Here is a 24,568-nt window from a genome sequence, read left to right on the forward strand (position 1 = left end):
CCTAACCCTGTGCGCAACGCAATGCAGCCCGGCACACGGGGACAGGTACGGGAAATGGCGCGGATTGAGCTCAACGGTATTCGAAAGTCGTTTGATGCCACCGAAGTGCTGGGGGGTATCGATCTCACCATTGAAAACGGCGACTTCCTCTCGCTGGTCGGGCCATCAGGCTGCGGCAAGTCGACCCTGTTGCGCATCATCGCCGGCCTCGAGCCGCAGAGCGCGGGCCAGGTAACCATCGACGGCAGCATCGTGGATGGCATCCGCCCAAGCGCGCGCAATCTCGCGATGGTGTTCCAGTCCTATGCGCTCTATCCGCATTTGAGCGCCTTCGACAACATGGCGGTGCCGCTGCGCATGCGCCGCCTGTCGACCGTCGAGCGCCTGCCGCTGCTCGGTTCGCTGCTGCCCGGTCGCCGCCGCGAGGAGCGGATCATTCGCGCCGATATCGATAAGGTCGCGGCCCAACTTGAAATCTCCCATCTGCTGCAGCGCAAGCCCGCACAATTGTCGGGCGGTCAACGCCAGCGCGTGGCGGTCGGGCGCGCCATGGTGCGCCAGCCCGAAGCGTTCCTGTTCGACGAGCCGCTTTCCAACCTCGACGCCAAACTGCGCGTGCACATGCGCGCCGAGCTGGCGGAGCTGCATCGCAGCCTGAGAAGCACCTTCATTTACGTGACGCACGACCAGGCCGAGGCAATGACGATGTCGAGCCGGCTTGCCGTGATGATCGGCGGCGAGCTGGTGCAGGTCGGCAGGCCCGCCGAGATCTACGATAACCCTCGCGACGTCAGGGTCGCGGAATTCGTCGGCAGCCCGAAGATCAACATGATGCCGGGCCGGATCCGCGACGACAGCCGGATCGAGGTTTTTGGCCACGTCCTTCGGCTAGCCAGCTCTCAGCCGCCGGGAAATTGCAGCATCGGGGTTCGCTCGGAGCGGATCGAGCTTGGCAGTGGCCCGTTCTCGGGCGCCGTCATCCATGTCGAGAACATGGGCGCGGAAGCCTTCGTTCATATCGGCCTGAACGGCACCGAGGCGCGGCTGGTCGCACGTGTCAACGACGTCAGGCGGCTGCCCGATATCGGAAGCCACCTCTCCTTCAACTTCGCTGCCGACGCCGTGCGCGCCTTCAACAGCGCGGGCAAACGCATCGACGTGACGGCAGAACAGCCCGAGCGGATCAGGGAGCGCGCCGTTGTCTGACAACGTGGCCACGATCGGCGGCGTAACCGTCCGCCTTCCCGTCCCTGCGACGGCGCAGCGCCGCGGCCGCTTGTCGTTGACGCCCTATGGACTGGTGGCGCCGGCGCTGACGCTGATGCTGATAATGCTGCTCGGCCCGCTGGCCGGCGTGATTGCGCTGTCGTTCACCGACTATCAGCTCGGCGCACCGAGCCTGTCCTGGATCGGGCTTGCCAACTATCACGAGATGTTCGGCGACAGGGTGTTCTGGACCTCGCTGCGCAACACGCTTGTCTATGTCGGCATCGTGGTGCCCGGTGCGGTCACCACCGGGCTTGCCATTGCGCTGCTGATCCAGAGCGGCACCAGCCTGCGCAGCCTCTATCGCACCATCTACTTCCTGCCGGTCATGGCGACGCTGATCGCGATGGCCGTCGTGTGGGAGTTCATGCTGCATCCGCAGTTCGGCCTGGTGAACGGCGTGCTGCGCGAGATCGGCATTGCCGGCCCGAGCTGGCTGCAGGACCGCAGCACCGCGCTCTACGCGCTGTGCGCGATCGGCATATGGCAGGCGGCGGGCTTCAACATGGTGCTGTTCCTGGCCGGCCTCGTCTCGATCCCGAAACAGCTCTATGAAGCCGCCGAGATCGACGGCGCTGCAAGCGCCTGGGCGCGCTTCCGGCTGGTGACCTGGCCGCTGCTGCGGCCGGTGACGACCTTTGTGGTCGTGATATCGGGCATCCGCTCCTTCCAGGTGTTCGACACCGTACATGTATTGACCAAGGGCGGGCCGTCGAAATCCACCGAGGTGCTGATCCACAGCATGTACACGGAAGGGTTCGAGTTCTTCCGCTCAGGCTATGGCGCGGCGCTCACCGTGGTGTTCCTGACCTTCATCCTGCTGCTCACGCTCATCAAATCGAGGCTCGCCGATCGCGGCGTGCAATACGCATGACGACGCCTGCGAAACTCTCGCTCTGGTCGGTGGTCCGCCACATCCTGCTCGTCGCGGGCGCCGTCGTGATGCTGCTGCCGTTTGTCTGGATGATCTCCACGGCGTCGAAGCCGCCGTCGGAAGTGTTTTCCAGCGAGCTCCATCTTATTCCGCACCAATTCGCGCTGTGGGAGAATTTGCAGACAGCGTTCGCCAAAGCCAATCTCTGGCGCTTTCTGCTCAACGGCGTGATGGTCACCGTCTCGATCTTCGTCCTGCAGGTACTCGTCGCCCTGCCCGCGGCCTACGCGCTGGCAAAATTGCGCTTCATCGGCCGCAACGCGTTGTTTGCGCTGGTGTTGTTCGGCATCCTGATCCCGCCGCAGGCGACCGCCATTCCGGTGTTTCTGCTCCTGCACAAGCTCGGCGTCCTCGACAGCTACGCCGCGCTGGTGCTGCCCTTCACCATTTCCGTGTTCGGCATTTTCCTGATGCGCCAGTTCTTTCGTAACGTTCCCGACGATCTCGTCGACGCGGCGCGGATGGATGGCATTTCCGAGTTCGGCATCGTCTGGCGGGTGATGCTGCCGGCCGCGATCCCGGCGGTGACCGCCTTTGGCATCTTCTCCGTGGTTGCGCACTGGAATGACTATTTCTGGCCGCTGATCGTGCTCAACAGCGAGCATCTGCGCACGCCACCGCTGGCGGTCGCGCATTTCCGCAATGCCGAGGCCGGCACCAATTACGGGGCGCTGATGGCGGCTGCGATGGTGATCATCGCGCCGCTGCTGGTCGCGTTCCTGCTCGCCCAGCGCCGCTTTGTCGAGGGCATCGCGCTCACCGGAATCAAGTAACGCGTCATCTCAAACAGAGGGGGAGTTTTCAATGCTGAAATCCTGGATCGCGGCAGCCGCGCTGTCGCTTGTGGCCAGTGCGTCGCTGGCGCAAACGCAGACCGAAATCGTCATGCAGTATCCCTATCCGGAGCTGTTCACCGAGACCCACAAGAAGATCTCGGAGGAATTTGCCAAGGTTCAGCCGAACATCAAGGTCACGATGCGCGCGCCGTACGAGTCCTACGAGGACGGCACGCAGAAGGTCCTGCGCGAGGCCGTCACCAGTCAGATGCCGGATGTGAGCTTCCAGGGCCTCAACCGCATCCGCGTTCTCGTCGACAAGAACATCCCGGCCCAGCTCGACGACTACATCGCGGCCGAAAAGGATTTCGACAAGCAGGGTTTCCACCAGGCGATGTTCGACATCGGCACGGCCAGCGGCAAGGTCTATGCCCTGCCCTTCGCCATCTCGCTGCCCATCGTTTATGTCAATCTCGACCTGGTGAAGCAGGCCGGCGGCGATCCCGCCAATCTGCCGAAAACCTGGGATGAGCTGATCGCGCTGGCGAAGAAGATCAAGGCGCTCGGCAACGACATCAACGGCGTCACCTACGCCTGGGATATCACCGGCAACTGGCTGTGGCAGGCGCCGGTGTTCTCGCGCGGCGGCACCATGCTCAATGCGGATGAGACCCGCGTCGCGTTCAATGCAGCGGAAGGCCAGTTCGCCATGCGCATGCTCGCCCGCCTCGTCACCGAGGGCGGCATGCCCAATCTCGATCAGCCGGCGATGCGCGCCGCCTTCGCCGCCGGGAAGACGGGTTTCCACATCACCTCGACCTCCGACCTCAACAAGGTCACCCAGATGGTCGCCGGCAAGTTCGGGCTGAAGACCCACACGTTCCCCGACGTGGTGTCGCCGAACGGCCGCCTGCCGGCAGGCGGCAATGTCGTGCTGATCCTGTCGAAGGACAAGGCCAAGCGCGACGCCGCCTGGGAAGTCGTGAAATTCTGGACCGGACCGAAGGGCGCGGCGATCATGGCCGAGACCACCGGCTACATGCCGCCGAACAAGGTCGCCAACGAGGTCTATCTCAGGGATTTCTACGTCAACAACCCGAACAACTACACCGCCGTGAGCCAGCTCGCGCTGCTCACCAAATGGTATGCCTTCCCCGGCGACAACGGGCTGAAGATTACCGACGTGATCAAGGATCACCTCAACTCGGTCGTATCAGGCGCGCGGACGAAGGAGCCGGATGCGGTGCTGGCAGACATGGCGACCGATGTGCAGAAACTGCTGCCCAAGACCACCGGCACGGCGGTCCGATGAAATTCGTCATCCTCACCGATACTCACTTTGTCGCGCGCGGCCGCAGGATCTACGGCCTCGATCCCGCCGAACGGCTTGCGGCTGCGGTCGATTGCATCAACCGTCAGCATCGCGACATCGCCTTCGTCATCGTCACCGGCGACCTCGCCCATTGGGGCGAGGATGCGGCTTACGAAAACCTCGCCGATGTGCTCTCCCGCCTCGACGCACCGACCATCCTGCTGATGGGCAATCACGACCGGCGCGACGCCTTTGCGCGCTATTTTCCGGGCGTGAAGCGCGATGCCAACAGGTTCGTTCAGGCCATGCAGGTGTTCGATGAGGCGACGGTCGTGACGCTGGATACGCTGAACGAGGCCGCGCCCAATCATGAAGGCCTGCTCTGCGCCGATCGCCTCGACTTCCTGGAGCAGGCGCTGCGCTCCGCGCCGACCGACCGGCCGGTGCTGCTGTTCCAGCACCATCCGCCCTTCGACACCGGCTTGCGCTATATGGACACCATCCGCCTCGCCAACCCCGAGGCGGAATGGGACGTAATCGCGCGGACGCGCCGGCCGGACTATCTGTTCATGGGCCATCTGCACCGACCGATCGCAGGTGCCTGGAACGGCATCCCCTTCCACATCCAGCGCGCGCTGGCGCATCAGGTTGCGTTCGATCTGGAAACCGAGGGCCACATCCCGGGCTCACACGAGCCGCCCGATTATTCGCATGTCACTGTAGCGGGCGGACAGATCGTGATCCACCAATGCTCGTTCCTCTACGCCGGCCCCCGCTTCTCGCTGCACGACAAGGCCGCGCTCGACGGTCTGCTCGATTGATGAACAGCCGCGCCTTTCTCTGCGTACTTCAATCCCCGGCCACGGCCGGCAACGCTGCGATCATGCGAATGCCGGGCCGTCTCCGCCAATGAATCTGTGACGGCTCGACCGCCAGCTTCAGGCCGGGCCAGCGCGTGAACAGCGCCTGCAACGCGCAGCTCGCTTCGATCCGCGCGAGCTGATGGCCGAGGCAGAAATGAATGCCGGTGCCGAACGACAAATGCCGGTTCGGCCGCCGCTCGAGATCGAGCCGTTCCGGGTGCTCGTTTGCCTGCGGGTCAAGATTGGCGGCGACGAGCATCGTCATGACTCGATCGCCCTTCTTTAATTTCACGCCCTCGAGGTCGACGTCGTGACGCACGTAGCGCGGCTTTGAGAACTGCACGGGCGAGACGAAGCGCAGGAATTCCTCCACCGCAAGGCCTGTGCGGCTCCAGTCCGCCGCGAGCCATTCGCGCCTGGCCGGATCCTTCAGCAGTTCGAACACCGACCCGCTGATCAGATGGGTCGTGGTCTCGGAACCGGCGTTGAGCAGCAGGAACATCATCGCGACCATCTCGTCCGGCGTGATGCGTCCGCCCTCCTTCTCGACGCGCACCAGTTCAGCGATCAGTCCCTCGCCTCCCTCCTCGCGCGCCACCTGCAACCGTTCCTGCAGATAGCGGCGCATTTTGAACAGTCCCCCGATCAACCGCAGGAAGCTGAATGCATTGGTGAGATGCGCCAGCGAATTGGCCCAGGCGATGAATTTCGGCCGGTCCGCCGGCGGCAGGCCGAGCAGCTCGCAAATCACCGCCAGCGGCAGCATCCGCGCATAACGCTGCACCAGATCGGCTGGACTGCCTGCGGCAAACAATTCCTCGGCGAGGTGATCGGCAATGGCACGGATATGCGGCTCCATGTCCAGCACGGCGCGGCGGCGGAACGCTTCATCGACGATGTCGCGCAGCCGCGTGTGATCCGGCTCGTCCATCGTCAGCATATTGTTGGCGACGGTGCCGATGACGCGCGGCATCCACCAGGGCAGTCCGACCAGCGCCCCGCCCTCCTTGCGCAGCGTAAACGTCGCGCTGTCCTTCAGCACGCGCGCTGCCGCCTCATAGGTCGTGGTGATCCAGACGCGGCCGATGATCGGAAATCGCGTGAAAACGGCAGGGCCGACCGCGCGCAGTTGCGCGACGCCGGCCTGCGGGTCACGAAAAAACGCCTCGCTGGTGAAATCGAAGTCCACATGCTGTGCCATCGCGCCATTCCACGCCGCCGCCCCGCCACCTGATCAAGATGGTGCGCGACAGTGAAGCCGCAAGGCTCGGGCTTTCGATCATCCTCGCCGTCATTTTTCGCGATCAATGATCTTGCCGTCTCTGATAACCGTGGTCAGGCGTAAACCGGCGGCCGCTTCTTGAAGAAGCCGGCGTAATAGCCTTCCATATCGCCGATCGAGGTATCGCCCAGCACCTTCGCCTGGCGACTGGGTGTGGAGCGAACCGTCAGGTCGCCTTTTGACAAGGCAGACTTCCACTTCTTGGCGTTCGGCGCGAATTGCATGGCCTGCAGCAGGGCGGCCTGACGCGCCAACGGCAGAACGAGAACCTTGATGTCGTGATCCTTCATCTGCTTCTTGAATTTGTAGAGCTCGAGCCAGGTGTCATACGCCTCGATCTGCTTTGCCGTCGACAAGTTCAGGAATTCCTTCCTGGTCAGCTTGAGTTTTCTCGGCAATTCAGGGCCGACCTGCGTCAGCCCGATGTAGGAGCCCGTGACATTCTTGCTGTCCCAAACGGACTCCGTATGAATGATGGCCGCGATTGCGGCCGGATCGACGCCTTGCGAATCCGCCACGCCGTTCAGCGCCACCAGTATGTCCGGCCTGTCCTTCATGGGCACGCTCGCACCCGATTTTAATGCCTTGCCCATTGATCAATCCTTCCGTGATGAAAATTGAAATACAATTACAACCTACAGCGCCTTGCTACGGACATCTCTCGCGCTGTTGATCGAGAGCCGCCTCCCTCAGCTCCCGACTTCAGCCGACGCGAAGATGATCCAACCAGGCTCAGCCTCGGGGGTAGGCGTGCAGATGCCGCCGCTTCGCCGGGTACGCGCACTGCCATGACGGCGGCACGGCGTCATTTCGGCGCCGGCAAGGTCAGGGCCCGAAACGATTTCTGAGACTTGTCCGCGTCCTTGCACTTTTTGGTTCCGTTGTCGGACAACAGCATCATGTCTGAGCTGCCCGGAATCGCGAACACCGCTTCGGCTGTAAAATCGTCCGGGAGCTTGACCTTCATCGCGACCGGCTCGGTGTCGCTTTCCTTGCCACTCCAGGTGAACAGGGCGAATGGCGGCTCGATATCGGAATCCTCGGCGTCGCCGTGCGGTCCCGCGACGATGACGTAGGTGTTGTTGATCCATTCGATGCTCCGGATGCCGCGCCCTTCAAGCTTGCCGAGTTGCCACGGATTGCCGAAAACAGGCGTCTTGCCCGCGTCCACGACCTCGGCCGGATTATCGAGCGAAATCACCAAGGCCTTGTTGCCGGGACGCGGGTTGCGAAATCCGATCAGGAGCCGGCCGTCCGGCGTCGCCGCGAGGCCCTCGATGTTGAAGCCGTTCTTCGATTCCGGAGCTGGCCCCTCCTCCTCGCCGGGCGCATAGGCGTCGGAAAGTTTGAAAGGCTTCAGCTTTTTCTTCAGCTTCGCATCATCGAACATAGCCTCCCGCAAATCCTTGTAGGCGCCGGATCCGATCGGCTCCAGCCGAGGCCCGTCCGCCTGCGACACGATGCGTGTCGCAAACAGGCGCGACCGGCCGGGCTCGGCCTCGCCCTTGGAATCGCGGGCGTGCGAAGCGATCCAGTAGATGCGATCGCCGATACGTGCCGCCCCCTCAAGGTCGGCTTCCTTGAAAACCGGTTTGCCATCCGGTCCGGGTTTCTTCTTCGTCGGCGCTTCGAGGAACGCATTCAGGTCGAGTTCCTGAACGGCGGCCGCTTGTCCCATGCGGTAGACGTTGAGGACATTGCTGTCATCGTCCGCTACGGTAAAAAAATTCTGATCGAGCGCAACCGCGGCCGATCCGTCGCAGGCGCCGCGATATGTGGTGATCTGGCCCGCGTCCTGTGCCGCCGCCGAGAAGGAAGTCGTGAGCGTGGACAGGGTGGCGATGACCAGCAAGCGCAATGCAGGGATGGACTTGGCCATGCGTCATCTCCCCAATGACCTGTAAAGCGACCAGACTGCACCTGCATCGCAGACGTCTCAAACCCGACGATGCAAATGACACATGCATTCGAGGCGCCATCCGGGCGGCAATTTATCGCTCAGACCGGAAGCTAACTTGTCTTTGGCCACGCAATGTATGAATTTCGTCACATCGGCGAAGGTTTGCCACGCGATAAGCCACCGCCTCACACCGGCGGCGTCCCGTGGGTGTGGAACGACTCGATCGTCTTCAGCCCCCACGCCTGGCCCTTCCTGCGCTCCTCCTCGGTCCAGACGATCGGCTTCCAGTCAGGCGCGAGGATCAGGCGGGCGCCAGCGTTGGCGACTTCGACGCGGTTGCCACCGGGGTCGTAGACATAAAGGAAGAAGGTCTGCTGGATCGCATGCTTGTGCGGGCCGGTTTCGATGTGAACGCCGTTTTCCAGGAAGATATCGGCGGCGCGCAGGATTTCCTCGCGGCTGTCGAGGGCGTAGGTGACGTGGTGGAAGCGGCCGGCCTTGCCGTAATGATCGCGGGTGTAGGCGAAGTCGTAGCTCTTGTTCGACATCGTCATCCACATCGCCGCTTCCGTGCCGTCGTTGAGCACGATCTGCTCGGTGGTGCGCAGGCCCAGATAATTCTCGAAGAAGAGACGGTTGGCCTTGATGTCCACCGCAAGGCAATTGAGATGATCGAGCCGGCGGACATTGACGCCGCGCGCCGGAAACCGCTGCGCCTGGTTCTTCAGCGCAGGCTTCAATTCCGGCGGCGCCTGATACCATTCGGTTTCGTAATAGAGCTCGACGATATGGCCGTCGGGGTCGCGGCAGCGGAATGTTGGTCCCTGCCCCATGTCGCCATCGGTCCAGCCGATGTCGAAGCCGGAGCCCTTCAGCGCGGCGACGCGACGCTCCAGCGCCTGCGGGCTACGGGCGCGCAGCGCCATGTGTTCCATGCCTGACGTCTTAGCGGCCGTCAGCTTGAGCGAATAGCGCTCGTAATCGTCCCAGCCGCGCAGGTAGACCGATTCACCCTTCTGGCCGCTGACGGTCATGCCCATGACGTCGACGAAGAATTTCAGGCTCTCATCCGGCTTCGGCGTCAGCAATTCCATATGGCCGAGATGGGCGAGATCGAAGATCGGCTCTGATGTCATTTACGTTGCTCCTCATCTAGTTCGCCATACCCCGCGAAGGCGGGTATCCAGTACGCCGTGCTATCGAAAACAAACCGAAGCGCCGCGGCGTGCTGGATCCTTCGCGGATGATGACAGCCGTGCGGATGGCTACGAGAGCGACCGCGTTACATCGTCGAACAGTTCACTCACCGCGAATGCGCGCGGAATGAGTTTTTGCTGCGCGGAATAATCGATAATCAGTTGCAGCGACCGTTGCATTTCGTCACGGCTGAAACGCGGCGCGGCCGGCGAAGCGGCGGCGGATTCGCCGAGCAGGCGATGGATCTCCTGCACCGCGTCGGGATGCTGCTCGGACATCGCCCGACTCACCACCACCATATGGTTGATCGGCACCACCCCGTGCCGGTCGAACCAGGCTTTCTCTTCCGCATCGACATCGGCAAACAGCGGCTTCAGATCCGGATGATCGGATTTTTCGCCGAGCACGGCATCGAGTTCGCCATCGCTTAGCATCTGGACGATCTGTTTTCCCGCAGGCGCCCGCTTGGTCACATCTACGAACTCAGCGACATGGGCATCCTCGAACGTCACCCACTCGATCGAATCGAGATCAACGCCGTAATCATTGGCGAGAATGCCGCGCAGCCAGGCGCCGGTCGTGGTGGTGAAGGAGCGAATACCGACGCGCTTTCCCCTGAGGTCGCCTGGCGTGAGCTTTCCTGCCCTCGTATTGTAGAGCGCATGGCCATGCTGAAACCTTGCCAGCACGACGTCCGGCAGCAGCACCATCGGTTTGCCGAACGACCTTGCCATCAGATAGGTGACGATCGCCATCTCCGAGACGTCGAATGCGCCTTCGCGGACCATCGGCTTGAAACCCTTGTTGGTCGGCGAATACTGCGCGAAATCGAACGCGACCAGATCGGACCTGATCGATCCGTTCTTTAGCGCGGCCGTGCCTGGATGGTCGCCGAGCAAGGTGCGCAGGCGCATCGTCACCTCAGTCCTCCTCCAGTTCGTCGACATAGACGAGACCCGCCTTCGCCAGCGGCTCGCGCATGTTGTACATGTCGAGGCCGAGCACACCGGCCGCGAGCTTCTGGCGCTTGCCGTCTTCGTCGGCGACGCGCTTTTCGCCCTTGGCAGCGACATCCGCCGCGTCCTTGCGCCCGATGACCACGACACCGTCGTCATCGGCAACGACCGCATCGCCCGGCTTGACATTGATGCCGGCGCAGACCACGGGGACGTTGACCGCGCCCAGTGTCGCCTTCACCGTACCCTTCGCCGAGATGGCCTTCGACCACACCGGGAAGCCCATTTCACGAAGAGATTTGGCGTCGCGGACGCCGGCATCGATGATAAGCCCCTTGACGCCGCGCGCCATCAGAGAGGTCGCCAGCAGATCACCGAACATGCCGTCGGTGTTGTCGGTGGTGCAGCCGACCACCAGGATGTCGCCGGGCTGGCACTGCTCGACCGCCACATGGATCATCCAGTTGTCGCCGGGCTGCGCCAGCACGGTCACGGCGGTGCCGGCGGCTTCGGCCCCGCTCCATACGGGGCGCAGATACGGCTTCATCAGCCCGAAGCGGCCATAGGCCTCGTGCGCGGTGGCGACGCCGAGTGCGCCGAGCCGTTTCACGAGTTCAGGCTCGGTTCGCTTGATGTTGCGGACGACGACGGTCTTCATGCCAGTTCCTCCAACGCCATCGGGAACAGCCGCTGATAGGCCTCGCCATAGGTCATCGGCTTGCCGGTATTGCGGCCGCCCTGCACGCCCCGCTGCAACGCGACCCGCTCATAGTAAGCCCAAAGGTGCTTTTGCGCGGCGAGGATCTCGAACGTCTTGCGCTTGATGTCCCAGACCTCGTCGATGTTGAGGATCACCTGCGGCTTGAAATTGCACATCTCCGGCTGGTGCGGCTCGAACAGGAATACCGGCGGCGCGGAATAGGTATATTTGGCGCCGGGCTTGTGGCCCATCGCCTGCGCGACCACGCGGGTTTCCTGGGCAAAGTGCGCCGCGTTCGGGTGATCGAAATTGTAGGGGTCCTCCAGCGCGTGGGTCAGCACGAAGGACGGATTGAGCTCGCGGTAGATATCGACCATACGGTCGAAATGCGCCTCCGTCAGCCGCAGCGGATAGTCGCCGGCATCGAAAAATTCGATTTCCGCGCCGAGCATCTCGGCGGCGCGCTGCGCCTCGTCGCGCCTTCCGGCCTTCACCTTCTCCATCGTCGCACCCGCCTCCTTCCAGGCGAACTGGCTTTCGCCGCGCTCGCCGAACGACAGGCAGGCGATCTTGACGCGATAGCCTTTCTTCACATGCAGCGCGATCGCCCCGCCCGCGCGCCAGACGAAATCGCCGGGATGCGCCGTGACCACAAGGCCCGTTTTGCCAGCATTGCTCATGATCGGGATTCCCTTCTTGGCTTGTTACGCGTTACCGGCCGCGCCGGCGGCGCGACTATTGTTTGGCAATTCCTGCCCGCTCGATCACCTCAGCCCATTTGTCGATGTCGCTCTTCAGGCGCGACAGTATTTCCTCGGGCGAACTGGCCTTGGCCTCGATACCAAGCTCAAGCGCACGCTTCTTCAGGTCGGGCATGTCGAGCACCTCGCGCAGCGCGGCGTTGAGCGTCCTGACCACCTCCGGCGGCGTACCCTTGGGCGCAAAGATCGCATTCCAGGACCGCGCCTCGAAATCGCCGCCGCCCGCCTCCTTCACCGTCGGCACGTCGGACAAAAACGTGGTGCGGACAGGCCCCGAGGACGCCACGGCAACCGCCGCCTTGTCCGCAATATGCGACTGCACCGCGCTGTAGTTCTCGATCGCCATCTGGATGTCGCCGCGCAACAGCGCGATCAGCACATCCGGCGAGCTGCGGAACGGCACGATGGTGACGTCGACGCCGGCGGTCGATTTGAATAATTGCGCGGCGAGGTTCTGGGTCGATCCGACATTAATGGTGCCGACATTGAGCGCGCCGGGCTTCTGCTTCGCCGCCTTGATGAATTCCGCCAGCGTCGGATAGGGCGAGCCCGCCTGGGTGGTGAAGATGAAGTCGAAATAGCCCATGCTCGAAACCGGCACGAAATCGGTCACCGGGTTGAACGTCAGGTTCTTGAACAGCGACACGGAGATCGCGGTGCCGTTGCTGAACAGCGCCAGCGTATAGCCGTCCGCGGGCGAGGACAGCACCGCGCGCGCCGCGTTGATGCCACCCGCGCCCGGCATGTTCTCGATGACGAAGCGCTGCCCAAGCTTCTCGCCGAGGCGCTCGGTAACGAGCCGCGCGGTGACGTCGGCCACCCCGCCCGCGCCGAAGGGCAGGATCAGCCGCACCGGCTTGCTCGGATAGTTTTGCGCGTACGCGATTTGCGGAAGGAGCAACGCGGCCAGCAAGGCAGCGATACCGGCGAAGGACATGCCGCGCCGGCTTATCCTGTATCGCTTGCGCTCGTCCGCCATCGCCCGCGCTCCCCTAGAACTCGAACAGCCGCGCCGGATTATCGACCAGGATCTTCTGCTGCAGCTCCGGTTCCGGCGCAAACAGCGGGATCAGATCGACCAGATCACCGTCGTTGGGCATCACCTTGACATTCGGATGCGGCCAGTCGGTCCCCCAGATCACCCGGTCCGGCGCGGTCTCGACGATACGGCGCGCGAACGGCACCGCGTCATGAAACGGCGGTCCGCCAGACGAGACGCGCTCACAGCCGCACACCTTGACCCAACACTTCTCGTCCCGCTTCATCAGGTCGATCAGCGTCCGGAACGGAAGCTGATCGAGACCGTCAGCCGCCTTGACGCGTCCCATGTGATCGATGGTGTAGCGCACCGGCAACTTTGCGAGCATCTCGGCATATTCAGGCAGGTCGATCGCGTCGAAATGCAGGTCGATATGCCAGTTAAGCGGCGCGACCATCGCGACGATGCGATGGAAGGCGCCCATGTCCGGCACCCCGCCGAGATGGCGCACGAAATTGAAGCGGCAGCCACGGAAGCCGCCCTCATGCAACTCGCGAAGGCCGCGCTCGGTGATGGTGTCGTCGATATTGGCCACCGCGCGAAAGGTCCCGTTGCTCACGGCAATGGCGTCGAGCGCCACGCGGTTGTCGGTGCCGTGCACGCTGGCATTGACGATGACGGCGCGGCCGATCCCGAGCTTCTTGTGCAGCGCCTGGAAATCCCCGAGCGGCGCGTCGGGCGGCGTATAGGGCCGTCCGGGTGCGTAAGGGTATTTGTCGCCGGGGCCGAAGATGTGGGTGTGGGCGTCGCACGCCAGCGCCGGCAGCTTGAATTTCGGCGTTCGCGTATCGGGATCGGGTCCGGGAATCGTGGGCTTGTTCATCGTGCTTTCTGCAGTGCTTGGCGCGATACTTAGTCGGCCGGATTTTCTTTCCGCTTGCGGGCGGCGCCGACGGCGCGCGGTTGAATTGACTTGTTCCGGTGAGACGCGCCGTCAATGTGATCAACATCGGATGCCTGCAACGAAGCCACTGTCGCCGAGACGAGTTGCTCGATCGCTTCCGCCATATCGGCGCCGTCGGCCTCGCCGTGGGAGAGCCGCGTCACCCGCTCCGGATTGACGAGGGTGTAATAGAGCGCGCCGAGCAGGAACTGCGACCGCCACACGATCGTCGTCCGCGGCAGATGCGGCAGGCTTTCGCCGATGGCGTCGATGAAGGCATGCGTGGTGTCGTCGAAGATTTCCGCGATGATGCGGCCCACCACGGCGTTGCCTTCGGCCGACATCACGGCGCGCAGCCGCGTGAACCGCGCCCCGCCGCCGGCAAGATCGGTCGAGGATGAAAACGCCGGCTGCACATAGGCCCGCACGATCGCCTCAAGCCGGTCCTGCACGTCGCGCACGCGCTGCGCCGCCACCAATAGCTCGATGCGGCGCTTGTTCATCGGGCCGCAATGGCGCTTGTAGATTTCGAGCAGCAGCCCGTCCTTGCTCTTGAAATGATAGGTGATGCTGCCCGGATTGGCGCCCGCCTCCAGCGCGATGTCGCGGATCGACACGGCATTGAAGCCCTTGGTCGAGAACAGCAATTCGGCCGCACTCAGGATGGCTTCCCGCATGTTGGGATTTCGCGTCATGGCATTTGCTTTCCGCTCTCGACTTTTGTACGTTTGTACAAAATATCAGGTCTGGTCAACAAACATCTGAACGGGCCGGGAATGACAAGGGAGAGCGGCCGGATGCGCCGGATCATCGTTGCGTTTCTGATCGGTGCCGGCGCACTGGCCTGGCACGGCGCCGGCCTTGCCACCGACGCCGACCTCGAAACGCGCCTGATCCTGGCGCCGTCAGGCGCGTTGCGGGCCGGACTCTATCCGGGCACGCCGACCTCGATCCTGCCGGACGCCGGCTCGGGCGAACCGCGCGGCGTCGGCCACGATCTCGGCAAGGAGCTCGCGCGGCGGCTCGGCGTTCCCTATGAGCCGGTCGTGTTTGCGAAAAATGCCGACGTCCTCGCCGCGGTCAAAAACGGAGAGGTCGATGTCGCCTTCACCAATGCGACCGCGGTGCGGGCGCGGGATATGGATTTCGGCCCGGCCTTTCTCGAAATCGAACTCGGCTATCTCGTCTCTCGCGAATCCACGCTGACAACGCCGGCAGAAATAGATTCGCCGGGACTGCGCATCGGCGTGACCGCGGGCAGTTCCTCGGACGCCACCCTTTCGCGCGACTTCAAGCATTCCGAGATCGTCCGCGCCGCCACGTTCGACATCGCAATCGAGATGCTGTCGGCCGGCGCGATCCATGCCTATGCGACCAACAAGGCCACGCTGTTCGAGATGGCGGAGAAATTGCCGGGCTCGAAAGTGCTCGAGGGACGCTGGGGGATCGAGCGGCACGCCATCGCCATCCCCAAAGGGCGCGAACAGGCAATGGCTTTCATCCGCCAGTTCACGAACGAGATGAAGTCGGAAGGCGTGGTCGGCGCCGCCATCTCGCGCGCCGGATTGCGCGGCGCCACGACCTCGCCTGCGGAATAGCGATGCGACGTGGCACGTGAATTCTCAAACGATATCCAGCAACGAGGACCTTTTCTCATGATTTCACGAAGAACAATTATCCGCACGATCGTCTCCGCCGCCCTCGTTTCACTCGCCGGTACGACTGGCCATGCGGAAACGTTCCCGACCAAGCCGGTGCGCATCCTGGTGCCCTACGCCGCCGGCGGCGCGGTCGACGTCCTGGCGCGCACGCTCGGGCAATCGCTGTCGAAGACCTGGGGCCAGCAGCCGGTCGTCGAAAATCGTCCGGGCGCCGGCGGGATCATCGCATCGCAGGCACTCACGCAATCGGCGCCGGACGGCTACACGCTGATCCTGGTCGCCAGCGGCCATCCGCTGAACCAGTTCTTCTATCCGAAACTGCCCTACGACACCTTCAAGGACTTCACCGCCATCAGCGAGATCGCCTATTCGCCGCTCGCAATCGTGGTGTCCAAAAACAGTCCGGTGAAGAATCTGCAGGAGCTGCTGGCGACCGCGCGCGAAAAGCCTGAAACGCTGTCTTACGGCATGTCCGGCAACGGCACCTCGGCCCATCTCGCCGGCGAGTTGCTCAACTACATGGGCAAAGTCAAGATACAGGCGATCCCCTACAAGGGCGGCGCCCCTGCCCTCACCGCCGTCATTGCCGGCGAGATTCCGATGAGCGTCAATCCGCTGCCGGAAGTCGTCGGCCAGCTCGAAGGCAATGCGGTGCGCGCACTTGCGGTAACGACGGCCCAGCGCTCGAAGGCGTTGCCCGATGTTCCCACGATCGCGGAAGCTGGCGTACCCGGCTATGACGCCTCGGTCTGGTGGGGCTTTCTCGGCCCCGCAGGCATGGCGCCCGAGCTGGTCGCAAAAATCCACGCCGATCTTGCCACCGCGCTGAAAGATCCGGTCGTGCTCACCGCGCTGGAAAAAATGGGCGCCACGCCGGTCGGGAATTCACCGAAGGATTTCGACGCCTTCATGCGCGCCGAAGCGGCGAAGTGGGAGCCGGTGCTGAAAGAGGCGAATATCAAGATGCAGTGAGATGGCCGCGCCGAATGCGCGGGTCAGATCACCGCGCGTTCGCCGGTGCGTGCACGTGCCACAGATCGGCCCGCCAATGCAGCGCGATCGCCAGCATCAAGGTGAGTCCGGCCGCCACGTAGAGTGTGCCGGTCGCCGCAAATCCGATCTCGTCGATCAGGCTGCCGGCGGCCAGCAGGCCGATCGGCAGACCGTAGATCACCATCATGCGCACGCCCATGACCCGGCCGCGAAAATTCTCGCTCGCGGTCCGCATCAGGATGACGGCGATCGAGATCATGGCGAGGCTTTGCGAGAAGCCCGCGACCACCAGACATACGATCGCGGTCGGCACCGTCTGCATCTGCACAAACACCAGCAGGGTCACGTACCAGATGACGGTCGCGCCGATCATCAGCCGCGCCACGCGGATGCCGCCGAACAGGCTCAGCAGGATCGAGCCGACCAGCGAGCCGATCGCAAAACTCGCCGACAGATATCCAAGCCCGGTCTGGTTGGTGCCGTAGATCGTCTTGGCGATATAGGGCAGCAGGCCGTTGGAGAGCGGATAGGCAGTCAGGTTGGCCAAAAACGCCACCCAGAGCGCGGCCTGCATCCGCGGCGTGGTCCAGCAATAGGCCACGCCCTCCTTGAGGTCGCGCAGCGGCGAGCGCTGCAACGCCTCGGCGGCGGCCTCGCCCGCCGGATTCGGTTTCCTGGCCGGCGCCATGATGCACAGCGTCAGCGCGGTTGCGGTAAGATAGAGGCAGACGATCGCCACATAGGCCGGGCCCATGCCGAGTGCGGCAAACAATGCGGCGCCGCTCAACGCGCCGGCGATGCGCGCGGTGTCCATCGTGGTGCGCGAGATGCTGATCGCCCCGATCAACTGGCCATGCGGCATGATGGTCGCGACCAGCGCGCTGCGCACGCCGAGGTCCGATGGGCGAACGATGCCCATCACAGCCGCGATGATGAAGACATAGAGCGGCGCGAGATGGCCCGACAGCGCCAGCGTCATCAGCGCGGCCGCCAGCACCGCGTAGGTCGCGCGCATCATGCCCAGGAGATCGCGGTGACCGATCCGGTCGCCGACGACGCCGAACATCGGCGCCACCAGCGTACCGATATAGCCGAGCGAAGCGAACAGAGTGAGCAACAGCACCGAGCCGGTCTCGACCAGCACGTACCAGCCGAGAATGAGCGTCTCCATCTCGAACGCCCACGAGGTGAGCAGATCGGCGGGCCACTGAAAACGGTAGTTCCTGACACGAAATGGTGCGAGCGCCGAAGGCCGCGCTGGCTCGCTCAAGATGCGTTGTCGCGATTCATCGCGGTTCACCCTGCCCTGTTTCTTATTATGCAGAACTGGATAGCAAGCCGGGGACGGCGTTTCAAGCAGCCGACATCGCTCGTCCGCTATGCGTCAGCAACAGCCGCCTCACCTCCACGGCGGGTATCGCGGGGCTGAACAGATAGCCCTGCATCTCGTTGCAGCCGAGGATGTACAGCAGGTTCCTCTGCTGCTCGGTTTCAACACCCTCCGCCGTCGTCATCATGTCGCTGGCGGCGGCGATATTCACCACGGCCTGGACGATCGACGAGGAAGCGCCGGGGCCTGCGATATCCCGGACGAAGGAGCGGTCGATCTTGATCTTGTCGAACGGGAATCGCTGCAGATAGCTGAGCGAGGAATAGCCGGTGCCGAAATCGTCGAGCGCGATCCGCACGCCAAGCTTGCGCAACTGGTGCAGCGCATCCAGCGCCGCGTCGTCGCGAATGAGTACGGCCTCCGTGATTTCGAGTTCGAGCCTGCTGGCAGGCAGGCCGGAGGCCGCCAGCGCTGCCGCCACGTTCAGCGCCAGCGACTGGCTCCTGAACTGCACCGGCGAAACGTTGACCGCGACGCGGACGTGGTCCGGCCACGTGGCGGCCTCGGCGCAGGCCGCGTTGAGTACCCATTGCCCGAGTTCGTTGATGAGGCCGCTCTCTTCCGCGATCGGAATGAATTCCGCCGGCGAGATCATGCCGCGTTCGGGATGGCGCCAGCGCAGCAGCGCCTCGCAGGATGAGATCTTGCCGTCCTCGATATTAACGACCGGCTGGTAATGAGTCTCGAGGCTGCCGTCACTGATCGCCTGGCGCAGCTCGAGCTCCAGGCTGCGCCGCGCCTTGGCGCGCTGATCCATGCCGGCCTCGAAGAAGCGGTAGGTCCGCCGTCCGTCGCCCTTGGCGCCGTAGAGCGCGAGGTCCGCATTCCTCAACAACTGGTCGAGCTCCACCCCGTCGCCGGGGGCAAGCGCGATACCGATGCTGGCATCGGTGGTGATCAGATGCCCCGTGCAATCAAGCGGCTGCCTGATCGCCGAATAGATTTCGTCAACGAGCCGCGTGGTTTCCGACCGGTCCTTGATACCGGTTTGGATGACGGTGAACTCATCGCCGCCGAGCCGGGCCGCCACATCACTTTCCTTCAGGCAAGTGCGCAGGCGCTCCGCGACGCCCTTGAGCAACTCGTCGCCCACCGCGTGGCCGAGCGCGTCATTGACGCTCTTGAACTCGTCGATGTCGATATAGAGCACGGCCAGTTGCTCGCCCGGCTGGATCGCCTTGAGCGATTGTTCCAGCCGCTCGCGGAACAGAAGCCGGTTCGGCAGCTCGGTCAGCCCGTCATAATGCGCCAGATGCGCGATCTTCTCCTCGGCGCGCGTGCGCTCGGTGATGTCTTCGATGGTGGCCACCCACCCGCCGGCCTTCAGCGGCCGGTTGATGATCTCGATCGCCCGGCCGCCCGGAGCCTGCGTGAGCTGGCGCGTGGCCCTGCCGAGCCTCACCGTCTTGATGATCGCGTTGCAGAATTCATCGACATCGCCGTCGAACGATCCGGTTTCCTTCCGGTGCGCAATCAGCCGCTGCATGGTGCAGCCGGGCTTGGCTACGTCAGGCGACAAACCGAACATATCGAGATAGGGCTCGTTGCAAATGATGATCCGCGCGGATGCATCATAGAGAACAAGGCCTTGCGGGATGTTGTTCACGGCAATCGAGAGCTGACGCCGCTCGGCCGCCAGCCGCTGATCGGTCAGGCGATCACGCCTCACCAAGAGCCCGGCGATCACGGACAAAACCGCGACGAGCGCAAGCAGCGCCCGTTCGCGAAGACTCCACGCCGCCGGATCGGCCGCAATAACCACCGCGAGCAGGATTCCGCACACCACGAGAAGTTTGACCGTTCCGCTTCCCAGCGCGAAACCGGCCGAACCGCCTGATATTTGATGACCGCCCTGGTTGCTCACCCGACATGCCTTTGGAATGCGATGGGAGTCCCTGCAATGGAACTCAGACCGCAAAATCGCGTGCCCCGCGGCATTGTTGCGCCGTACTGATGGAAGTCGCGTTACAACTTGCAGTTAGCAATCGGTTACCTCGCGCACGCGTCGGCCCCGATCGGCAATCCCAAATCAAGAGGTTATCGGGAGGCGGCTCACGGGCCGCGGCTCTCGTACGAAGTGGTAAATGAACGATTAATTCAGAGCATGCGTCGCGCGCGACCGAAAATGCAAGAAAGCCCTTGTTTTCCGGCACAACTCGCATCCGTCAGCGCTGACGGAGCTCCGCTGCGAAAACGAATCCTGACCGAGATGCCGCAGATTTAGCTGATACGGAAATGCGCCGGTTTAACCGTTTCGCTATTTGGCGCCGCCCATAATGGAAATCAGACCCCAATTCTAGAGATCCAGGTTCAACACCGTGACATCCTTCGGACGTGTCATTTCCGTGCGCGGCTCGCTCGCCCGGGTCGGACTTCTGGCGACGAGCCAGATGCCCGTCTCCGAAGTCCGCGCCACCGTCGGCCGCTTCGTCAGCATCCGCTGCAACCAGTCCACGATCGTCGCGATGCTCACCGAGGTATCCTGCGAGGATCTGCCGAGCTCCGACAACTATATCGCCAGTGCGTCGGTCGACCTGCTCGGCGAGATTTCCGGCGGCGAGCGTCCCAAGTTCCAGCGTGGCGTCACCAACTATCCGACGATCGGCGATGCCGTCGATCTCATCACGGCCCAGGACCTTCGCACCGTCTATGCGCCGAGCGGTTCGGACCAGATCAATGTCGGCACCCTGCAGCAGGACCGCTCGGTGATCGCCTATGTCGACGTCGAGGAAATGCTCTCCAAGCACTTCGCCGTGCTCGGCTCCACCGGCGTCGGTAAATCGACCAGCGTGTCGCTGCTGCTCAACGAGATCCTGCAAGCGCGGCCGAACCTGCGGGTCTTCCTGCTCGACGTGCACAACGAATATGGCCGCTGCTTCGGCGACCGCGCGCTGGTGCTCAACCCGCGCAATCTGAAACTGCCGTTCTGGCTGTTCAACTTCGAAGAGATCGTCGACGTGCTGTTCGGTGGCCGGCCCGGCGTACCCGAAGAGCTCGACGTTCTCGCCGAGGTCATCCCGATGGCGAAGGGCCTCTACACCCAGTATCAGAATTCCGACCGGCTCGGGCTGAAGCGCGTCGACCCGAAATCCGGCGGCTATACGGTGGATACGCCGGTGCCGTACCGGCTGGTCGACCTGATCTCGCTGATCGACGAGCGGATGGGCAAGCTGGAGAACCGCTCCTCGCGCATCATCTATCACAAGCTGATTTCGCGCATCGAAACCGTGCGCAACGATCCGCGCTACGCCTTCATGTTCGACAACGCCAATGTCGGCGGCGATACCATGGCGGAGGTGATCAGCCATCTGTTCCGCCTGCCGGCCAATGGCCGGCCGATGACCATCATGCAGCTCGCCGGCTTCCCGGCCGAAGTCGTCGATTCCGTGGTATCGGTGCTGTGCCGCATGGCCTTCGATTTCGGCCTGTGGAGCGACGGCGTGTCGCCGCTGCTGTTCGTCTGCGAAGAGGCGCACCGCTACGCCTCGGCCGACCGCAACATCGGTTTCGGCCCGACCCGGAAAGCCGTCTCGCGCATCGCCAAGGAGGGCCGCAAATACGGCGTCTTTCTCGGCCTCGTCACCCAGCGTCCGGCCGAACTCGACGCCACCATCATCTCCCAGTGCAATACGCTGTTTGCGATGCGCCTTGCCAACGACCGCGACCAGGCGCTGCTGCGCTCGGCGGTCTCCGACGCCGCCGCGAACCTGCTGTCCTTCGTGCCTTCGCTCGGCACCCGCGAGGTGCTGGCCTTCGGCGAAGGCGTGGCGCTGCCGACGCGCCTGCGCTTCAAGGAGGTGCCGGTCCACCAGTTGCCGCGCAGCGAAGCCACCATCGCTTCCGTGCCGTCAGTCGCCGCCGGCCATGACATGCACTTTGTCTCCGCCGTGCTGGACCGCTGGCGCGGCGCCACCTCCAACCGCGACGTGCCGAACGATCCCTCGGTCAACGGCGAGCGGCCCGCCGCCCGCATCATGACGCCGGTGGAAGCGCCGATGCTGCAGCCCTCGATGGGGCTCGATCCCGACCGCTTCTCGCTCTTGAAAAAGCCGCTGCGCTGAGGCGCCATAGCCTCGCGCGATTCTTCCGCGCGCGGCGGTATCCACCTCGCCGCGAAACGCGATATGGTTCCGGCAACGCCGCATCCCGCGGCCCTGAGCCGGAACCCTTGCATGACCAAGCCTGCCGCCCCGCGATTTCAGCCGCCCGCCATCGACAAGCTGCCGGAGGATATCCGCACCCGGATTCTTGCCGTGCAGGAGAAGTCCGGCTTCGTGCCGAACGTCTTCCTGACGCTGGCCTACCGTCCGGACGAATTTCGCGCCTTCTTTGCCTATCATGACGCGCTGATGGAGAAGGACAGCGGGCTGACCAAGGCCGAGCGCGAGATGATCGTGGTGGCGACGAGCAGCGCCAACCAGTGTCACTACTGCGTGATCGCGCATGGCGCGATCCTGCGCATCCGGGCCAAGAACCCGCAGATTGCCGACCAGATCGCGGTCAACTACCGTAAGGCCGACATCACGCCGCGCCAGCGCGCCATGCTCGACTTCGCCATGAAGGTGAGCCGGGCGGCGAACGAAGTGTCGGAGGCCGATTTTGCCGAAATCGCCAGCCACGGCTTTTCCGAGGACGATATCTGGGACATCGCGGCGATTTCGGCCTTCTTCGCGCTGTCGAACCGGCTGGCCAACGTCACCGCGATGCGGCCGAACGACGAGTTCTACATGATGGGCCGGCTGCCGAAGCAGGGTTGATCCCGGAGGTTGTCCGCGTTGCTGGACTGGACCGAAATCATATTGCGTCTCGGCATCGCCGCGCTCGCCGGCGGCCTGATCGGCCTCAACCGCGATCTGCACGGCAAGCCGATCGGATTGAAGACCTTGGGGCTGGTCAGTCTGGCGACCGCCATGCTGCTGGTGATGGTCCATTCGGACGACGTCAAGATCGTCTCGGACGCCGGCAGCCGGGTGATCCAGGGAATTTTGACCGGGATCGGTTTCCTCGGCGCCGGGGTCATCGTCCACGCCGGACGTCATTTCAGGGTTCGCGGGCTCACCAGCGCCGCCTGCACGTGGCTCGCGGCCTGCATCGGAATTGTCTGCGGCCTCGGACAATGGCGGCTGGTCGCCGTGGCACTGGTTATCACCTTCGCGATCCTGACCATTGGCGGCCGGATGGAACGCTGGTTGCACCAGAAGCTTGGCGGAGAGGACGAAGCCGCAAAGCAACCTCCTTCCGCCGCTTCGTCGGACAAGCAGCCGACGTAGCGCCGCGACCCTAGTCCGGTCCGGACCAGCCCGGCAGATAGACCGCGTCCTTGCTCTTCGCACAGTCGAGCGCCTTCTCCATCGCCTTGGAGAAATCCTCCTCCACGCTTTTGCGGGAGATTTTCCGGCGCAGGAAATCCGCCCACAAAAATTCGCTGAACGGAGTGACGTCCTTTGCAAAACCGCCGACACGGCGCAATTCCCCGGCGAGGCTGCGGAACGGATCGTCCTTGAGCCCGGACACCGATTTCGGAAGATCCCGGTAGTGCCGGCGCTCGCCCTTGGCGTCATAGGGGTAGGCCCATCGCTTGTGATCCATCACGGTCCAGAACGCGTCGCGTTCGACCATGGTGAGATCGCCGATGACCGTCACCAGCACATGCTCGACGCCCTCATCATGCAGTGCACGCGCCAGATGATGATGGTCGACGACGTAGTGGCGCTCGTCCGGCCCAAGCACGACGGGGATCATGTGCTTGCCGAGCAGCTCGGCGCGTTTCTTGTCGGACTTGTGCTCCCGCCAGCGCTTGCGCTTTTCCTTCACCTCCCGCATGCCGACCGTCATCTGGGTCGGACGCAATGACCGGATCGGGATCGGCTTGAGGATCGGGTCGCGCGTATTGGCCATGGCTAGCCCCTCTGCGTCAATCTTCTTGCTCTAACCGGCAAAACTGCCCCGCTGATTCACTATGCCGTGATGGTGCGAGCCCACCAACGGGCCCGAGCGTCCCAATTTGCGCAAGCCGCGGTCGTCCGGAAAGCCCGAAAGACCGCCGGGGCCTCCGATCAAGGGCGGCAGGTTCCATCAAACGTTGCGCGGACGGATGGCTGCCACGCCGAAACATTTCATGTTGGAAGCTCGGCCTCCGTGCTAGAAGGACAGTCTGATTTCTCGCGGATCGACGGCAGTGAAAACCCAGCGGCCCATTAGCTCGGACGAAGAGCATGTCGTGCTCAAGTTCCGGCCGCGCACCTCCGCCCATCCGCCCGGCCGCCGGGATGAACCCGAGCCAGCGAAGGCGCAGCCGGCGGCGAACGACCTTTCCCGCTATGAGCGGCCGCACGACGAGGGCGACGATTTCCGCCACCGCATGCTCGCCAATGTCGCCGCCTTCGCCTTCACCGTGGCGCTGACCGCGATCGGCATCTGGCTCGCGGTCAGCATCGCCGATCTCCGCAAGACCCAGGATTGCGTGCTGATGGGCCGCCGCGACTGCGCAGGGATTTCGGTGACGCCGCTGGGATAGTGAAGCACGGTAGCCGCAACGAAACCGGCTGTCATACTCGCGAAGGCGGGTATCCAGTACGCCGCGGCTTATCGATTCGATCATTGGTGTCTCTGGAATACTGGATCACCCGCCCCAGTGCGCAATTGCGCACAAGGC

The 24,568-nt window shown here is 63.5% G+C and carries 23 protein-coding genes and 1 pseudogene; 11 read left to right on the top strand and 13 right to left on the bottom strand.

What is annotated here, in order from left to right; translation table 11 throughout:
• Positions 1-54: 54 nt before the first annotated feature.
• From CQ14_RS06145 to CQ14_RS06165, 5 genes are read left to right on the top strand one after another with little or no spacing between them, the layout of a single operon-like run.
• Positions 55-1,206 carry an ABC transporter ATP-binding protein gene (locus tag CQ14_RS06145; protein WP_057857029.1) on the top strand — a complete coding sequence of 384 codons (1,152 nt, stop codon included), beginning with the start codon at positions 55-57 and terminating at the stop codon, positions 1,204-1,206.
• Positions 1,199-2,140, top strand: a complete 942-nt coding sequence (locus CQ14_RS06150) for a carbohydrate ABC transporter permease (protein ID WP_057857030.1) — start codon at positions 1,199-1,201, stop codon at positions 2,138-2,140. The genes CQ14_RS06145 and CQ14_RS06150 overlap by 8 nt, the downstream gene beginning before the upstream one ends.
• On the top strand, positions 2,137-2,973 hold the full coding sequence (locus CQ14_RS06155; protein ID WP_057857031.1) for a carbohydrate ABC transporter permease: 837 nt from the start codon (positions 2,137-2,139) through the stop codon (positions 2,971-2,973). The genes CQ14_RS06150 and CQ14_RS06155 overlap by 4 nt, the downstream gene beginning before the upstream one ends.
• Before the next feature lie 31 nt (positions 2,974-3,004).
• A complete protein-coding gene (locus CQ14_RS06160; RefSeq protein WP_057857032.1) occupies positions 3,005-4,288 on the top strand; it encodes an ABC transporter substrate-binding protein in 1,284 nt (427 codons plus the stop codon).
• Positions 4,285-5,109, top strand: a complete 825-nt coding sequence (locus tag CQ14_RS06165; RefSeq protein ID WP_057857033.1) for a phosphodiesterase — start codon at positions 4,285-4,287, stop codon at positions 5,107-5,109. The genes CQ14_RS06160 and CQ14_RS06165 overlap by 4 nt, the downstream gene beginning before the upstream one ends.
• Before the next feature lie 28 nt (positions 5,110-5,137).
• Here the strand turns inward: CQ14_RS06165 and CQ14_RS06170 are convergent, their stop codons facing one another.
• The 10 genes from CQ14_RS06170 to CQ14_RS06215 form a co-directional block, all read right to left on the bottom strand.
• Positions 5,138-6,352 carry a cytochrome P450 gene (locus CQ14_RS06170; protein WP_057857034.1) on the bottom strand — a complete coding sequence of 405 codons (1,215 nt, stop codon included), beginning with the start codon at positions 6,350-6,352 and terminating at the stop codon, positions 5,138-5,140.
• 134 nt (positions 6,353-6,486) lie between these two features.
• Positions 6,487-6,990: a lysozyme family protein gene (locus tag CQ14_RS06175; protein WP_156434711.1), complete on the bottom strand. Its 504-nt coding sequence runs from the start codon at positions 6,988-6,990 to the stop codon at positions 6,487-6,489.
• Positions 6,991-7,238: 248 nt separating this feature from the next.
• Positions 7,239-8,312 carry a DUF3616 domain-containing protein gene (locus CQ14_RS06180; RefSeq protein ID WP_057857036.1) on the bottom strand — a complete coding sequence of 358 codons (1,074 nt, stop codon included), beginning with the start codon at positions 8,310-8,312 and terminating at the stop codon, positions 7,239-7,241.
• Positions 8,313-8,518: 206 nt separating this feature from the next.
• A complete protein-coding gene (locus CQ14_RS06185; protein WP_057857037.1) occupies positions 8,519-9,469 on the bottom strand; it encodes a catechol 2,3-dioxygenase in 951 nt (316 codons plus the stop codon).
• A gap of 129 nt (positions 9,470-9,598) precedes the next feature.
• The gene (locus CQ14_RS06190; protein WP_057857224.1) at positions 9,599-10,444 is read right to left on the bottom strand and encodes a substrate-binding domain-containing protein; all 846 of its coding nucleotides are present in this window, start codon (positions 10,442-10,444) and stop codon (positions 9,599-9,601) included.
• 7 nt (positions 10,445-10,451) lie between these two features.
• Positions 10,452-11,144 carry a 4-carboxy-4-hydroxy-2-oxoadipate aldolase/oxaloacetate decarboxylase gene (locus tag CQ14_RS06195; protein WP_057857038.1) on the bottom strand — a complete coding sequence of 231 codons (693 nt, stop codon included), beginning with the start codon at positions 11,142-11,144 and terminating at the stop codon, positions 10,452-10,454.
• Complete coding sequence (locus CQ14_RS06200) at positions 11,141-11,866, bottom strand: PIG-L deacetylase family protein (RefSeq protein ID WP_057857039.1); 726 nt, start codon at positions 11,864-11,866, stop codon at positions 11,141-11,143. Before CQ14_RS06200 ends, CQ14_RS06195 begins: the two co-directional genes overlap by 4 nt.
• 55 nt (positions 11,867-11,921) lie before the next feature.
• A complete protein-coding gene (locus CQ14_RS06205) occupies positions 11,922-12,926 on the bottom strand; it encodes a Bug family tripartite tricarboxylate transporter substrate binding protein (protein ID WP_057857040.1) in 1,005 nt (334 codons plus the stop codon).
• A gap of 13 nt (positions 12,927-12,939) precedes the next feature.
• Complete coding sequence (locus CQ14_RS06210; protein ID WP_057857041.1) at positions 12,940-13,809, bottom strand: amidohydrolase family protein; 870 nt, start codon at positions 13,807-13,809, stop codon at positions 12,940-12,942.
• Positions 13,810-13,838: 29 nt separating this feature from the next.
• Complete coding sequence (locus CQ14_RS06215; RefSeq protein WP_082649725.1) at positions 13,839-14,564, bottom strand: TetR/AcrR family transcriptional regulator; 726 nt, start codon at positions 14,562-14,564, stop codon at positions 13,839-13,841.
• 102 nt (positions 14,565-14,666) lie between these two features.
• Between CQ14_RS06215 and CQ14_RS06220 the strand changes: the two genes are divergently transcribed.
• On the top strand, positions 14,667-15,467 hold the full coding sequence (locus CQ14_RS06220) for a transporter substrate-binding domain-containing protein (RefSeq protein ID WP_245320217.1): 801 nt from the start codon (positions 14,667-14,669) through the stop codon (positions 15,465-15,467).
• Between the two features lie 57 nt (positions 15,468-15,524).
• Complete coding sequence (locus tag CQ14_RS06225; RefSeq protein ID WP_057857043.1) at positions 15,525-16,502, top strand: tripartite tricarboxylate transporter substrate binding protein; 978 nt, start codon at positions 15,525-15,527, stop codon at positions 16,500-16,502.
• Between the two features lie 28 nt (positions 16,503-16,530).
• Here the strand turns inward: CQ14_RS06225 and CQ14_RS06230 are convergent, their stop codons facing one another.
• Complete coding sequence (locus CQ14_RS06230; protein WP_057857225.1) at positions 16,531-17,793, bottom strand: MFS transporter; 1,263 nt, start codon at positions 17,791-17,793, stop codon at positions 16,531-16,533.
• Positions 17,794-17,875: 82 nt separating this feature from the next.
• Positions 17,876-19,645: pseudogene (locus tag CQ14_RS06235) on the bottom strand (putative bifunctional diguanylate cyclase/phosphodiesterase); the annotation flags it as partial.
• A 586-nt stretch (positions 19,646-20,231) separates the two neighbouring features.
• On the opposite strand from CQ14_RS06235, the gene CQ14_RS06240 reads away from it, so the two are divergent.
• The 3 genes from CQ14_RS06240 to CQ14_RS06250 all read left to right on the top strand — a co-directional run bounded on the left by CQ14_RS06240 (position 20,232) and on the right by CQ14_RS06250 (position 23,183).
• Positions 20,232-21,974 (top strand): ATP-binding protein, encoded by a 1,743-nt coding sequence (locus CQ14_RS06240; protein WP_156434712.1) that lies wholly within the window; start codon positions 20,232-20,234, stop codon positions 21,972-21,974.
• A gap of 111 nt (positions 21,975-22,085) precedes the next feature.
• Positions 22,086-22,670, top strand: coding sequence for a peroxidase-related enzyme (locus tag CQ14_RS06245; protein ID WP_057857045.1), 585 nt, complete (start codon positions 22,086-22,088; stop codon positions 22,668-22,670).
• A gap of 18 nt (positions 22,671-22,688) precedes the next feature.
• Complete coding sequence (locus CQ14_RS06250; protein WP_057857046.1) at positions 22,689-23,183, top strand: MgtC/SapB family protein; 495 nt, start codon at positions 22,689-22,691, stop codon at positions 23,181-23,183.
• Between the two features lie 10 nt (positions 23,184-23,193).
• Here CQ14_RS06250 and CQ14_RS06255 read toward each other — a convergent pair whose 3' ends face one another.
• Positions 23,194-23,811 carry a ParB-like protein gene (locus tag CQ14_RS06255; RefSeq protein ID WP_057857047.1) on the bottom strand — a complete coding sequence of 206 codons (618 nt, stop codon included), beginning with the start codon at positions 23,809-23,811 and terminating at the stop codon, positions 23,194-23,196.
• A 280-nt stretch (positions 23,812-24,091) separates the two neighbouring features.
• Here CQ14_RS06255 and CQ14_RS06260 point away from each other — a divergent pair, with 280 nt between their 5' ends.
• Positions 24,092-24,430, top strand: a complete 339-nt coding sequence (locus tag CQ14_RS06260; protein ID WP_057857048.1) for a hypothetical protein — start codon at positions 24,092-24,094, stop codon at positions 24,428-24,430.
• Positions 24,431-24,568: the final 138 nt, after the last annotated feature.

The sequence above is a fragment of the Bradyrhizobium lablabi genome (genome assembly GCF_001440475.1).
Classification (GTDB): Bacteria; Pseudomonadota; Alphaproteobacteria; order Rhizobiales; family Xanthobacteraceae; genus Bradyrhizobium; species Bradyrhizobium lablabi.